Source organism: Nocardia sp. NPDC004568, from assembly GCF_040609955.1.
GTDB lineage: Bacteria > Actinomycetota > Actinomycetes > Mycobacteriales > Mycobacteriaceae > Nocardia.
Genome location: NZ_JBEXLL010000019.1, coordinates 23886 through 37422 on the forward strand (window position 1 = coordinate 23886; position 13537 = coordinate 37422).

Sequence of the window (13537 nt, forward strand, 5' to 3'; positions counted from 1 at the left end):
CCGAGAGTACTCGATACATACCGGTCGCACGTCGCGATGCGGACACCGCGGCAGCGAGCCGCCGGCCGCCCGGCGGATCCCGCACAACCCTCCCCCGACTCGTCACCCATGCCCACCCGGGCCGACCGCCTGTGATCTAAAACATAATTTTTCCACACCCGGCATGACCGCACGATCGGTGCGGGGTTCCGCGCACCCGCACGGTTCGGACCCACACACCCCGTACGGCCGAGCGGTGCCGGCACCCACACCCGACCGAGCCCCGACAGCGGAATCCCTCAACAGCAGACCACTGCCACGGTGGCCGTGAGACCACCCAGTGAGGCGAACGCGATCGGCACCGCGACCGGCACACCTCGCCGCGGGATCTCCCGCGCGGGCCGGGTCGCGGCGTCCTGCCGCGACACTCGGCCGGCACACCACCGGCGCCCCATCGCACCCAAAGTGATCAGCAATGTCGCGATCAGCATCCCGGCCCCCTCACACCTCGGCCGTCCGACGGGCACTCGGATCGGAGCCGGTACGCCCGGGTGATGGCACCACCCCCGCACGGAGCAGACTCTCCGCGGTATCCCGCACCGTCTCGCCCACCGGCCGCATCGTCCAACCCAGATCGCGCCGGGCCCGGGCGGCGCTCACCCTCTCGACCCGGCCCAGCGCCGGCACCGTGAGCCGCAGTCCACGGTCGAACAGCGCCACCAGGCGTACCAGCGGATCGGGCAGCCCACGTGTGGCGATCCGGAACCCGCGCGGCCTGTACGCCGCCGCCAGGATCTCCGCCATATCCCGCATCCACACATGATCACCGGCGCAGATGTAGCGGTTTCCGGCCGCGTGCGCGGTCTCCATGGCCAACCGGTGCGCCACCGCCAGATCGCGCACGTCGACCACCGACCACCCCACTCGCGGCACGCCCGGGACGGCACCTGCCAGCAGCCGGCGGACCGGTTCGTGCGAGGTACTCGTCTCCGGCGACAGCACCGGCCCGAGAACCATTCCCGGATTCATCACGACCAGTTCGAGACCACGCGCGGCGGGCAGGGACTCGACGAATTCCCACGCCGCACGCTCGGCCAGCGTCTTGCTGCGCTGATACGCCGGGCTGCGCTCCACCACGGTCCAATCCGCCTCGGTGCGCATCGCGTCGTCGCGATGCCCGTGCGCGATCGCGGCGATCGAGGAGGTCAGCACCACGCGCCGGACCTCGGGTGCGGCGGCCGCGGCCCGCAGCACCCGCAGCGTTCCGTCCACCGCCGTACGGATCAGCTCGGTGTCGTCCGCGGGAGGCGTCGCCGGGAAGGGCGAGGCCACGTGCAGCACCTGCGCGCAGTCCGCCACGGCTTCGGCCCAGCCGGTGTCGCGATCGAGATCGGCCCCGACGAATTCCAGGTCGCCACCCACCCGGGCGGCGTGGTCGACCAGATGCGCCCGCCTGCCGGTACCGGCGAGATCGCGGACCGTGCCGCGAACGGCGTAGCCGTGCTCGAGTAGTTCCACGATGACGTGCCCGGCGACGAACCCCGTGGCGCCGGTGACGAGTACCCGTGTGCTCATTTCCATCCATCCTCGATCGATTGATCTGAACGCTGCTCAGATAATCTAAACACTGCATAGATTAGCTGTCCAGACCCTGTCGAGCCCCGGCCCGCCCGGCGCCTACGCTCGGAAGGTGACCCGGACCTCCTACCACCACGGCGCCCTGCGTGATGCCCTGCTGGCCGCCTGTCTGCGCCTCATCGAAACCGAAGGCATCGCGGCGGTGAGCCTGCGCCGGGTCGCCCGTGAAGCCGGTGTCAGCTCCGGCGCCCCCTACCACCATTTCGCCGACCGCGCGGCGCTGCTGGCCGATCTCGCCACCCAGGGCTTCCGATTGCTCACCGACCAGCTGTCGGCCGCCCGCGCCACCGCCGACTCCCCCACGGCGGCACTCCTCGCACTGGAACAGTGCTATGTCCGGTTCGCCCGGGAGCAGCCCGGATACTTCCGGCTGATGTTCCGCCCGGAACTGTCACAGCCGGAGAAACACCCCGATACCCGCGCGGCCGGCGAGGCCGCCTTCGGCGTACTGGCCGACGCCGTCACGGCCTGTGTGACCGCCGGTGCACTGGCGCCGGAGCGCGCCGAACCGACCACACTCACACTCTGGGCGCTCGGACACGGCCTGGCGTCGTTGTGGCTCGACGGCCAGCTGGACAAGCGCGGCACCCTGTTCGGCACGACAGCGACAGCCCTGGTCGATTCGGTGGTCGACGGCATTCCCGGGTTCCTCGGCCCCGGCCCCTCGGCCACTCCCCCGCCGCGGTGACCGGGCCGGTCGACCACAAAGCCCCCAGCAGAACCGTCCTCGCCCGCTTGCCCGCCGCCTCGACGGGTATGCCCGGCATAGAGTGAACTGGACTCGGGTCCGCGCCGCCGACTCGAGCCGACCAGGAGGAATGTTGTCGATGAATGCCACGAAGGCCCGCGCGGGCCTGCTGATCGCGGCCGCCGTGCTCACACTGACCGGCTGTACGGAAATCGAACGGGCCATGAACAAGGGCGGCGATACCCCGTGCCGCGAATACGTGGAACAGGACCAGAAGACCCAGCGCGTCACCATCACCAAGTTCCTGGAGGAACAGCAGGGCGCGGAACCGAGCGGCACGAACGTGGATCTGTCCATCGCGGCGGTGAACGCGCTGTGCAGTGTGCAGGCCAACGCCGACACCCCGATCGAGCGGGCCGACGTCGCGGGTATCTTCATCCGCAAATAGGCTGGCGCGCAATGGTTCCGGAAGCTCCGTAGCGCTCGTTCGAGGCGGCCCGGCCGCGTATTCGTGCCCGGCCGGCGAGCACAGAGTTATATACCACAAGCGTTTTCGGACGATCGCGGGCACCCGCTCGCTCCGGCGACCGCAATACGCAAGAATGTGTTCGCAATAGTGCCGGTCGCCGAGAACCGGTATCTCGGACGGCGGGTGAGGCGAGTCCCCCGGTTCCGTCCGATACGGGGGCCGGACAGGACGCACAAGGGAGCGATATGTTTCATCGGATCGATTCGCCGACGCCACCGCCGTGCCACGGCGCGACACGGAGTCGCTGATGGCCTATCGCAGCGACCGAGTCGCGGTAACCGATCGAGCCCGCAACGCGTTACGCGAGTTGATCGAGCAGCACGGGCCCATCCTGCTGTACCTCCCGCACCGGGATTCCGCCGATCCGCAACCGCACTGGTTACCGATCCGCGATTTCCGTGCGGCCGAGGGAGACACGCTGTTCGGCCGCCTCGCCTGGCACACCGAACTGTGGATGAGCGCGCAGGCCTACACCCGGTTCGAGCGTGAACACCTCACCGTGGATGTTCCCGCCGACACCGGGCCGGCAGCCGGTGCCGATTCGAACGACGGCTCACCTCCCGAGGAGGCCGCGGTCTTCCTGCTCCGCACTCGCCGCCTCAGCGCCGCGGAAGCTGCCGCGCTCGACAGCCGCAGGCGCGGTGGCCAGGGCATCGCGCCCTGACCCGGCCGGCCTCAGCGGCCGGGCAGCCACCGCAACGACCGGGCGATCGTCATCAGTACCCGCTGCCACAGGTCGCGGGGAACCAGTGGTGGCGGATCCAGGTTCAGGAAGCGGATCGACACCACCGATTGCGGTTCGGTGTATTTGAGCAGCCCCTCGGGCCCGTGCCGGCGACCCACACCGGAGATCCCGGTCCCGCCCATCGGCGCCGCGGTCGTACCCCAGGCCGGCGCGTATCCCTCGTTCACGCAGACGGTGCCCGTCTTCAGCAGGCGGGCGATCCGTTCGCCTTCGGCGAGACTGCCCGCCCAGACACTCGCGTTCAACCCGTACTCGGTGTCGTTGGCCGCTGCCACCGCCTCGGCCACGGAATCGACCGGATAGATCGAGACCAGCGGGCCGAAGGTCTCCTCACGCGCGCAGACCATCTCCTCGGTGACACCGGTGAGCACTGTCGGTTCGAAGAACAGCGGGCCGATATCGGGCCGGGCCTCGCCCCCGACCCGCACTTCGGCGCCCTTGGCGACGGCATCGGCGAGATGGTCGGTGACGGTGCGCAGCTGGTCCGCGGAGATCAGCGACCCGATATCGACCGAGTTGTCGTATGCGGCACCGATTTTCGCGGCCGGTACGGCCGCCGTGAACTTCTCGGTGAACTCCGCGGCCACCGCGCGGTGCACATAGATCCGCTCGATGGAGATGCACAGCTGGCCGGCGTTGGAGAAACACGCCCGGACCGCCGCCCGCGCCGCACGCCCGATATCGGCACCTTCGGTGACGATCATCGGATTCTTGCCGCCCAGCTCGGCGGAGAAGCCGATGAGCCGCGAGCCGCACCGCTGGGCGAGCGTCCGCCCGGTGGCCGAGGAACCGGTGAACATCAGATAATCGCAGCAGTCCACCATCGCCTCGCCGACCACCGGGCCGGGACCGGTGACCACCGCCAGCAGATCGCGGGGCAGCCCGGCGCGGTAGAGCAACTCGGCGCCGGCGAGCGCGGAGAACGGCGTCGAGCTGTCCGGCTTGAGGACCACCGCGTTACCCGCCAGCAGCGCCGGGATCGCATCGCCCAGCGACAGCACCAGTGGATAGTTCCAGGGCGCGATCACCGCCACGACCCCCTTGGGCCGGACATCGACGAACGCGCGGTTCAGCACCGGGAAGGCACCGGGCACGCGCCGCTCGTCCAGCAGCGCGGGCGCCACGCGCGCGAAATACCGCGCGGCGAACATCAGCCCCATGATCTCCTCCTGGGCCGCCCAGCGCGCCTTTCCCGTCTCCGCCTGGATCACATCCATCAGCGCCGCGCGCTGCGCCACGACCAAGGCCCGGTAGCGATGAAACACCCGGGCGCGTTCCCCCGCCGGGCGTCCCGCCCAGTGGGATTGCGCCGCGCGGGCGCGGGCGACCGCCACGGCGACGTCCTCGGCCGTGCCGACCGGCACCGAACCCAGCGGTTTGCCGGTGAAGACCTCGTCGATGACATGAGAGGGGCGCGCCGCGGCAGCGTCGATAGCGACCAGGGTGCGCAACCGGTCGAAGACTTCGGTTTCCGGTACGGGCATCACGCCTCCTACCTGTAGGTATTCGCGAGGTGAGGACAATCTACCCACCGTGTACAGCCCGGCGGCGGCGGCGCCACGCCGCATATGCCGGTTTCGGTGTCAAAGTGAGTCCTGTTCAATGGGATTCGATGTGCAGGAAACCGGCCCAACGGTTAACTTGTGGCGATGTTCAGAGCGAGGCTCGGTGTCCGCGCCCGGATCCTGGCCATCGCACTCATCCCGAGTCTGACCCTGTTGGTGGTCGGCGTGGGTGCGACGGGCTACCTGATCGACCAGGGACAACACAACCGGCAGGTGACCGAGGCGTTACGCGAGGTCTCGGGGCCCACTCGCGATGTGTACGAGGTGATCCAGAACGAGCGGCGGCTCACACTCGCGCATCTGGCCGGTGACCCCACCGCGGCCGCCGCGCTCACCGCGGTCCGGCCCAACACCGACCAGGCCCTCCGCGACCTGGTCGCGGGCGCACAGCGCATCCGGGAACTACAGCCTGCGGAGATCACCGACGACGTCGGCTCGTTCACCACCCTCACCCAGCAGCTCGGCAATATCCGTACGGCGGTCGACACCAGGGTGGTGCCGACCGGAGACGCCTACACCTTCTACGTCCGGGTCCTCGACGCGTTCAGCACCGGCGCCCAGTTGTCCCACACATTCGAGCAGGACCCGCAGGCGGTCGGCCAGCTCGGCCTGGTGTCGCGCATCATGCACGCACTGGAAGCCGCGTCGCGCAGTCACGCCCTGGCCGGCGCGGCGCTGCGCACCGGCAACCCGGTCGCACTGCCCGACGAGTTCATCCAGCAGACCGGCTTCTACCACACCGAAACCGCCCTGCTGGCCACCCAGCTCGATCCGGGGATCGGCGAGCGGCTGCGCGCCCTGACCGACAGCCCGGAATGGCGGCTGCTGACCCGCACCGAGAACACGCTCATCGCGCGCAGCGTCGGAGGAGCCGACGCCGGGAGCGCCGCGACCGCGCTCTCGCCGGGGCAGCTGACGGCCTGGCAGGCGGCCGCCGACCACGTCAACCAGGAGATGCTGAATCTCTGGGACGACCAGAACAGCCTGATGCAGGAGTTGTCGCTGGACGCGGCGGCCCGCACCACCAATCAGTCGCTGCTGATCGGTCTCGCGGTCCTGGTGGTCTCCGCGGCCGCGTTCGGGGTCTCGCTGGTACTGGCCAATCGCTTCATCCATCGCCTGGTGCGGTTGCGCGACCATACGCTCGCCCTCGCCGACGAGCGCCTGCCCGATATGCTCGGACGCCTACGCGCCGGGGAGGATGTCGACGAAAGCGCCGCCGCCGCGAAACTCGACTTCGGCCGGGACGAGCTCGGGGCGGTGGCCACCGCCTTCGAACACGCGCACGCCGTGGCGGTCAATGCCGCGATCACCGAGGCCCGCACCCAGGAGGGTGTGAAGGCGATCTTCCTCAATATCGCCCACCGCAGCCAGATCGTCGTCCACAAACAACTGGAGATCCTCGACGACGCCGAGCGGCGCGAAGAGGATCCGGCCATGCTGGACATCCTGTTCAAACTCGACCATCTGGCCACCCGCGAACGCCGCAACGCCGAGAACCTCACCATCCTCGGCGGCGGTAAGCCGGGGCGGCAGTGGCGAGCCCCCGTACCGCTGGTCGATGTGGTGCGCAGCGCGGTGGGAGAAACCCAGGACTACACCCGGGTGCGGCTGGCCCGCCTTCCCGAACTGCGCATCGCCGGCAACGCCGTGGGCGACCTCATCCATCTGCTCGCCGAACTCGTCGACAACGCCACCTCCTTCTCCCCGCCGCAGTCGCGGGTCCAGGTCACCGGTTCCGTGATCGGTAAGGGCGTGGCCGTGGAGATCACCGATCAGGGCATGGGCATGTCGGAGGCGGATCGCGAACGCTTCAACGAGCTACTGGAGAACCCGCCGAACTTCGAGGTCGCGTCCCTGCAGAAGGATTCCCGGCTGGGCATCTTCGTCGTCGCGCAGCTGGCGGCCCGGCACGGTGTCGCGGTGCGGCTGTGGGAATCCGAATACGGCGGGGTCCGGGCGGTGGTCATCGTGCCGGCGACCCTGCTGACCGATCCCGCGGAGGAGACCACACCGCTGACCGGGCTGCCGCGGACCCCGGGCCCGGAGAGCGGTGCGGAGAACCACACCGAGCCGCTCCCGGACAGTTCCGCCATCGCGACACTGCTCGCCGACCGGCCCCGCGCCGTCGAACCCGCCGACGACCGGGCCGAGCAGGCCGGCGCCGCGGCGACCGGCACCCGCGACACCGTGCGGGTCGCCCGTCCGGACGCGACGGAGACCACCGCGGAACCGGCCGTACTGGCCGACGGTCGTCCGGCTTTACCCCGCCGTAGCAGGCAGGCTAAAGTCGCACCGCGACCGGAAGTTTCGGACGCCGACCGGACCGCCGCAACGGCGCGGCCACGCTCGGCCGAACAGGCGAGGGATCTGATGTCGGCGATCGAGAACGGCACCCGGCAGGGCCGCAAGCCATTGCCCGCCGCAGAAGCCGGCGCCGGGAACCCGGCGTCGGACGGCGCATCCCCGGATGAACAGGAAGGCTAAGTGTCCACTTCCACACAAGGTGACCTGAACTGGCTGCTCGACGACCTGGTCGAGCGACTCGCGGGGGTCCGCCTCGCGGTCGTACTGTCCACCGACGGAATGCTGCTCGGCCACTCCTCGAAAATGGATCGCACCGAGGCCGAGCATTTCGCCGCGATGTCGTCCACGCTGCACGGCCTGGCCCGCAGCGCGGGCGCGCGGTTCGAAGGCGGTGCTGTGCGGCAGGCGGTGATCGAACTCGACCACGCCGTCCTGTTCGTCACCTCGGCCGGTGACAACGCCTGCATCGCCGTACAGGCCGCCGCGGACGCCAATCTCGGCATGGTGGCCTACGAGATGAACCTCACCGTCCAGCGGGTCGGCAGCCATCTGTCGACCGGCTCCCGCGGCGGGGCCGGGACCGACGCCCAGTAACCGCGGAAACAGCAACGGCGCCATGACGGGTATGCGGGTATGACCGGCCAACGGGAACCCTGGTTCGATGACGACGCCGGACCTCTGGTGCGGCCGTACGCCATCACCAAGGGTCGAACTGTGGGCGCGGGACACGATCTGGATATGCTCACTGTCGTGGTCGAAGCTCGTGGTGCCCCGCCGTTGCGCCGGATCGAACCCGAGTACACCGATATCGTGCACCTGTGCACGGAAGCACAAACCGTGGCGGAGGTGGCAGCCGCCTTGAAACTGCCGCTGGCGGTGACCAAGATTCTCGTCGGAGATCTGATCGGTGACGGCCATCTGATCTTCCGGGCTCCCGTACAGATGGAGTCCGGTCCCGGCGACTTCAACATATTGCGAGCGGTACTGGATGGAATCCGAAAAATTTGACCCTGCCCGGATGGACCCCGGGGCTCCGGCTCTTGCTGCGTCGGTGAAGGTCCTCATCGCCGGTGGCTTCGGCGTCGGCAAGACCACGATGGTGGCCTCGATCAGCGAGATCCCGCCGCTACGCACCGAGGAGATGATCACCGAACTCAGTACCGGCATCGATGATCTGTCCGGTGTCGAGTCCAAGACCACCACCACGGTGGCGCTGGACTTCGGCCGGATCACCATCGACAAGGACCTGGTGCTGTACCTGTTCGGTACACCCGGGCAGGACCGCTTCTGGTTCCTGTGGGACGAACTCGCCCGAGGTGCGCTCGGCGCGGTGGTGCTGGCCGATACCCGTCGGTTGGGGAATTCCTTCGCCGCCATCGACTATTTCGAGCGCCGCGGCCTGCCCTTCCTGATCGCGGTGAACTGCTTCGACGGGGCGCCGCGGTACACGATCGACGAGGTCCGGGACGCGCTCGACCTCGACCCGTCCATCCCGGTGATGCTGTGCGACGCACGCGATCGGGTCTCGGCCAAGAACGTGCTGCTCAGTCTGATCGAGCATCTCATCGAGCGGGCCACCCGCCCGAATCTGACCACCAAGTAGGCCGGCACGGCGGAGCCGCACCGGCTCCGCCCGCCGGGGGTCAGCGTGCCAGGTGGCCGGCCGCGTGCAGCTCGTCGAACAGCAACTGGTCCACCGGCGGCACCCGCGGCCGATCGCCGAAACCGAACCACGCGAGTTCGGCGATCTCACTGCTGGCGGCCAGCGTTCCGCGGTAATCCGCGCGATAGCAACTCATCCGGACCCGCGCGCCGCCGTCGACCGCCTCGTAGACCCCCACCGGCTCGACCGTCTCCCGTACCAGCGCGACGGTCAGTTCCTCGGTGACCTCGCGCAGCAGCGTCTGCTCGTCGGATTCACCGGTTTCCCGTTTGCCGCCCGGGATATAGAAGACATCCTTGCCGCGCGGACGCGCACACAGGATCCGTCCGTCCACGACGAGAACCCAGGCGACCGTATCGATGAGTTCCCCGACCAGCTCGTCCGTCACGCCGTCAGCTTAGGCCCCGCCGCGCGCCCGTCCCGATCGCCCCGGAGTCTTCCTTCCGGTCCTCGCGCCACCTACCGGCCCGTCCCCGTCGCCGCTCCCCGATCGGCTCGCACACCGATCTCGGCCAAGCTGCCACGAATCGCGCGGCCGCGGACGTACCATGCGGACGTGGCCGATGCGAATACTCCCGCCGCGCTGCGGGTCCTGGTCTACAGCAACGACGCCGACACCCGGAGTCAGGTGATGCTGGCGCTCGGCCGCCGGCCGCATCCGGATCTACCGCCGCTGGAGTACCTCGAGGTCGCCACGGCCCCGGTGGTATTGGAGCGGATGGACGCCGGCGCGGCCGACCTGGCCGTACTGGACGGTGAATCCGCGCCGGTGGGCGGGCTGGGCCTGGCCAAACAGCTCAAGGACGAGATCCGCCGCTGCCCGCCGCTGGTCGTGCTCACCGGCCGCGCCGACGATGCCTGGCTGGCGAACTGGTCGCGGGCCGAAGCCGTGGCCGCCCATCCGATCGACCCGCTGCGACTCACCGAGATCGTGGTCGATCTGCTGCGTCGGCGCCCGGCCGCCTGAGCCCGCGATTAGGTTCATTCGCTCATAAATCTCAGTCGCGAATTCGATCAAAGCGCTCCACCAATCCGCGTTCGTCCTGCCACGACAGTTGTAGGCTGTGCTTTAGCTCACATGAGCGCGGGCGATGACATATAACCCGCGTCGACTGATCCTCCCCCAGCCCTGTGTCGAATCCGGGGACGATCCGGCGGCGCGGGGCATACCCATCGACCGCCCGACCCCGTTCGCGGGACCCGGTGGCACAACCGCCGGGTTCCAGTTCGCAAGGAGGGGAAGCGCAGTCGTGAACACCGAACTGCCGATACTGGTCCTCGGCGCGGTCGCCGCCGCCTTCGCGGTGATCTCGATCCTGATCGCCGGGCTCATCGGCCCCAAACGCTACAACCGCGCCAAGCTACAGGCCTACGAATGCGGTATCGAACCCACACCGCACGCGACGGCCGGAGGCGCGGGGAACATTACCGGCCAACGGTTTCCGGTGAAGTACTACCTCACCGCGATGCTGTTCATCATCTTCGATATCGAGATCGTGTTCCTCTACCCGTGGGCGGTCCATATCGATGCGCTCGGGGTGTTCGGACTGGCCGCGATGGCACTGTTCATCGTCAATGTCTCGGTCGCCTACGCCTACGAATGGCGGCGCGGCGGCCTCGGCTGGGACTGAGCCGCGAACCTCCGATCAGCCGCACCGCGCCCGGCGCGGACCGATATACAGGGAGTAGTCGGACATGGGTTTGGAAGAAAAACTGCCCAGTGGCTTCGTGCTCAGCACGGTCGAGGCCATGGCGGGGTACATGCGCAAGGGGTCGGTGTGGCCGGCCACCTTCGGCCTCGCCTGCTGCGCGATCGAGATGATGGCCACCGGCGGGGGCAGATTCGATTCGGCGCGTTTCGGCATGGAGGTCTTCCGCGCCTCGCCGCGGCAGGCCGATCTGATGATCGTGGCCGGCCGGGTCAGCCAGAAGATGGCGCCGGTGCTCCGGCAGGTCTACGACCAGATGACCGAGCCGAAATGGGTACTGGCGATGGGCGTGTGCGCCTCCTCCGGTGGCATGTTCAACAACTACGCCATCGTGCAGGGCGTGGATCACGTGGTCCCCGTCGACATCTACCTACCGGGTTGTCCGCCGCGCCCGGAGATGCTGCTCAACGCCATCCTCGCGCTGCACGAGAAGATCCAGGCCACCCCGATGGGAGTGAATCGGGACGAGGCGATCCGCGCCGCCGAAGCGGCGGCGCTGGCGGCCACCCCGACCATCCGGATGGAAGGGCTGCTGCGATGAGCACCGAGGGCCCCGGTTCCACCGACAGCCGCGCCGTGGAGCCCGAACAGCCGATCGGTCCCGAGGACGAGGTCATCGGAGTGCGCCGGGGGATGTTCGGTATCTCCGGCAGCGGTGACACCTCCGGCTACGGCCGCCTGGTCCACCGGGTCGCGCTCCCGGGCGGTAGCGCGCCACCCTACGGGGGCTATTTCGACACCGTGATCGACCTGCTGCGCGCGGCCCTGGCGTCCGATCCCGGGTTCGATCGCGCGATCGAGAAGGTCGTGGTGGACCGCGGCGAACTCACCCTGCACGTCCACCGCGACCATCTGGTCGCGGTGGCGCGGGCACTACGCGACGATCCGGCGCTGCGATTCGAACTGTGTCTCGGCGTGAGCGGCGTGCACTACCCGGACGAATCCGGCCGGGAACTACGCGCGGTCTACCACCTGAACTCGATCACACACGGCCGCCGGCTGCGGCTCGAGGTGTCCGCCCCGGACAGCGACCCGCACATCCCGTCGCTGTACCGCGTGTATCCGACCTGCGACTGGCACGAGCGGGAGACCTACGACTTCTTCGGAATCCTGTTCGACGGGCATCCCTCGCTGACCCGCATCACCATGCCCGACGACTGGCGCGGTCACCCGCAGCGCAAGGACTACCCGCTGGGCGGGATACCGGTCGAGTACAAGGGCGCGCGGATACCGCCGCCCGATGAGCGGAGGGCGTACAGCTGATGAGCGAGATCGATTACCGGCCCGGAGTCTCCGGCGGGCCGGACAGCGACGACTCCGGCACCACTCCCCCGGCTCCCGGCCGCGGCGCCGCGAATCCCACCGAACATGTGCTGACGGTCGCGGGCCAGGACTGGGACGAGGTCGCCGACGCCCTGCGCGGCGCGGGCGAGGAACGCATCGTCGTCAATATGGGCCCGCAGCATCCGTCCACACACGGGGTGCTGCGGCTCATCCTGGAGATCGAGGGCGAAACCGTGGTCGAGGCTCGGTGCGGTATCGGCTATCTGCACACCGGTATCGAGAAGAACCTCGAATTCCGCGCCTGGGCCCAGGGCGTCACCTTCGTCACCCGGATGGACTACCTGTCCCCGTTCTTCAACGAGACCGCCTTCTGCCTCGGGGTGGAGCGGCTGCTGGGCATCACCGACGACATTCCCGAGCGCGCCACCGTGATCCGGGTGCTGCTGATGGAGCTCAACCGCATCTCCTCGCATCTGGTGGCGCTGGCGACCGGGGGTATGGAACTGGGCGCGCTGACCCCGATGCTGTTCGGCTTCCGGGAACGGGAGCTGATCCTCGACGTCTTCGAGAACATCACCGGCCTGCGGATGAACCACGCGTTCATCCGGCCCGGCGGTATCGCCCAGGACCTGCCCGGCGACGCGGTCGGCAAGGTGCGCGACCTGCTGGCGCTCATGCCCAAACGTCTGCGGGACATGGAGCATCTGCTCACCCACAATCCGATCTTCAAGGCACGTACCCAGAACATCGGCTATCTCGACCTGACCGGTTGTATCGCGCTCGGCGTGACCGGCCCGGTGCTGCGCTCCACCGGTCTCCCGCACGATCTGCGCAAGGCCATGCCCTACTGCGGGTACGACACCTACGAATTCACCGTCCCCACCACCGACACCTGCGACTGCTACGGCCGCTACCTCATCCGGATCGAGGAGATGAAGCAGTCCCTGGCGATCGTCGAACAGTGCCTGGACCGATTGCGGCCGGGACCGGTGATGGTGGCGGACAAGAAGATCGCCTGGCCCGCGGATCTGAAGCTGGGCGCCGACGGACTGGGCAACTCGCCACAGCACATCGGCAAGATCATGGGGACCTCGATGGAAGGGCTCATCCACCATTTCAAACTGGTCACCGAGGGTATCCGGGTGCCGCCGGGACAGGTCTACGAGGCGGTGGAGTCGCCCCGCGGCGAACTCGGCGTCCATATGGTCAGCGACGGCGGGACCCGGCCCTACCGCGTGCACTATCGCGATCCCTCCTTCACCAACCTGCAGGCCGTGGCGGCGATGTGCGAGGGCGGCATGGTCGCCGATGTGATCGCGGCCGTCGCCAGTATCGATCCCGTGATGGGCGGGGTGGACCGATGAGCCGCGATACCGCCCCGGCCGAGCGGCCTCTGCCGGTTCCGAGGGAGGTCCCATGAGGCGAGACCT

16 protein-coding genes are annotated in these 13537 nt (G+C 68.7%); 12 read left to right on the forward strand and 4 right to left on the reverse strand.

Features of this window, described 5'->3' with window-relative positions:
• Window positions 1–278 precede the first annotated feature (278 nt).
• Together ABZV91_RS11775 and ABZV91_RS11780 are read right to left on the reverse strand one after the other, a co-directional pair.
• A complete protein-coding gene (locus ABZV91_RS11775) occupies window positions 279–470 on the reverse strand; it encodes a hypothetical protein (RefSeq protein WP_355239199.1) in 192 nt (63 codons plus the stop codon).
• A 10-nt stretch (window positions 471–480) separates the two neighbouring features.
• Window positions 481–1554 carry an NAD-dependent epimerase/dehydratase family protein gene (locus ABZV91_RS11780; protein ID WP_355239202.1) on the reverse strand — a complete coding sequence of 358 codons (1074 nt, stop codon included), beginning with the start codon at window positions 1552–1554 and terminating at the stop codon, window positions 481–483.
• 115 nt (window positions 1555–1669) lie between these two features.
• Between ABZV91_RS11780 and ABZV91_RS11785 the strand changes: the two genes are divergently transcribed.
• The 3 genes from ABZV91_RS11785 (at window position 1670) to ABZV91_RS11795 (ending at window position 3498) form a co-directional block, all read left to right on the forward strand.
• On the forward strand, window positions 1670–2305 hold the full coding sequence (locus ABZV91_RS11785) for a TetR/AcrR family transcriptional regulator (protein WP_355239205.1): 636 nt from the start codon (window positions 1670–1672) through the stop codon (window positions 2303–2305).
• Window positions 2306–2444: 139 nt separating this feature from the next.
• On the forward strand, window positions 2445–2753 hold the full coding sequence (locus ABZV91_RS11790; protein WP_039824629.1) for a hypothetical protein: 309 nt from the start codon (window positions 2445–2447) through the stop codon (window positions 2751–2753).
• A gap of 328 nt (window positions 2754–3081) precedes the next feature.
• Window positions 3082–3498: a DUF779 domain-containing protein gene (locus ABZV91_RS11795; protein ID WP_355239209.1), complete on the forward strand. Its 417-nt coding sequence runs from the start codon at window positions 3082–3084 to the stop codon at window positions 3496–3498.
• Between the two features lie 11 nt (window positions 3499–3509).
• Here ABZV91_RS11795 and ABZV91_RS11800 read toward each other — a convergent pair whose 3' ends face one another.
• Window positions 3510–5063, reverse strand: a complete 1554-nt coding sequence (locus ABZV91_RS11800; RefSeq protein ID WP_355239212.1) for a succinic semialdehyde dehydrogenase — start codon at window positions 5061–5063, stop codon at window positions 3510–3512.
• Window positions 5064–5228: 165 nt separating this feature from the next.
• Between ABZV91_RS11800 and ABZV91_RS11805 the strand changes: the two genes are divergently transcribed.
• The 4 genes from ABZV91_RS11805 to ABZV91_RS11820 are packed head-to-tail and all read left to right on the forward strand — an operon-like array spanning window position 5229 to window position 9054.
• Window positions 5229–7631: a nitrate- and nitrite sensing domain-containing protein gene (locus ABZV91_RS11805; RefSeq protein ID WP_355239215.1), complete on the forward strand. Its 2403-nt coding sequence runs from the start codon at window positions 5229–5231 to the stop codon at window positions 7629–7631.
• On the forward strand, window positions 7632–8045 hold the full coding sequence (locus tag ABZV91_RS11810) for a roadblock/LC7 domain-containing protein (protein ID WP_355239218.1): 414 nt from the start codon (window positions 7632–7634) through the stop codon (window positions 8043–8045).
• Window positions 8046–8084: 39 nt separating this feature from the next.
• The gene (locus tag ABZV91_RS11815) at window positions 8085–8459 is read left to right on the forward strand and encodes a DUF742 domain-containing protein (protein WP_355239221.1); all 375 of its coding nucleotides are present in this window, start codon (window positions 8085–8087) and stop codon (window positions 8457–8459) included.
• A gap of 10 nt (window positions 8460–8469) precedes the next feature.
• Window positions 8470–9054 (forward strand): ATP/GTP-binding protein, encoded by a 585-nt coding sequence (locus ABZV91_RS11820; RefSeq protein ID WP_036512093.1) that lies wholly within the window; start codon window positions 8470–8472, stop codon window positions 9052–9054.
• A gap of 40 nt (window positions 9055–9094) precedes the next feature.
• Here ABZV91_RS11820 and ABZV91_RS11825 read toward each other — a convergent pair whose 3' ends face one another.
• Complete coding sequence (locus ABZV91_RS11825; RefSeq protein WP_355239225.1) at window positions 9095–9502, reverse strand: NUDIX domain-containing protein; 408 nt, start codon at window positions 9500–9502, stop codon at window positions 9095–9097.
• Between the two features lie 168 nt (window positions 9503–9670).
• Between ABZV91_RS11825 and ABZV91_RS11830 the strand changes: the two genes are divergently transcribed.
• The 5 genes from ABZV91_RS11830 to ABZV91_RS11850 all read left to right on the forward strand — a co-directional run bounded on the left by ABZV91_RS11830 (window position 9671) and on the right by ABZV91_RS11850 (window position 13471).
• Window positions 9671–10081 (forward strand): hypothetical protein, encoded by a 411-nt coding sequence (locus ABZV91_RS11830; protein WP_355239228.1) that lies wholly within the window; start codon window positions 9671–9673, stop codon window positions 10079–10081.
• A gap of 283 nt (window positions 10082–10364) precedes the next feature.
• Complete coding sequence (locus tag ABZV91_RS11835) at window positions 10365–10745, forward strand: NADH-quinone oxidoreductase subunit A (protein ID WP_355239231.1); 381 nt, start codon at window positions 10365–10367, stop codon at window positions 10743–10745.
• A gap of 64 nt (window positions 10746–10809) precedes the next feature.
• Window positions 10810–11364 (forward strand): NADH-quinone oxidoreductase subunit B, encoded by a 555-nt coding sequence (locus ABZV91_RS11840; RefSeq protein ID WP_039824617.1) that lies wholly within the window; start codon window positions 10810–10812, stop codon window positions 11362–11364.
• Window positions 11361–12086, forward strand: a complete 726-nt coding sequence (locus tag ABZV91_RS11845) for an NADH-quinone oxidoreductase subunit C (protein ID WP_355239234.1) — start codon at window positions 11361–11363, stop codon at window positions 12084–12086. The genes ABZV91_RS11840 and ABZV91_RS11845 overlap by 4 nt, the downstream gene beginning before the upstream one ends.
• Complete coding sequence (locus ABZV91_RS11850) at window positions 12086–13471, forward strand: NADH-quinone oxidoreductase subunit D (RefSeq protein ID WP_355239237.1); 1386 nt, start codon at window positions 12086–12088, stop codon at window positions 13469–13471. Before ABZV91_RS11845 ends, ABZV91_RS11850 begins: the two co-directional genes overlap by 1 nt.
• Window positions 13472–13537 lie beyond the last annotated feature (66 nt).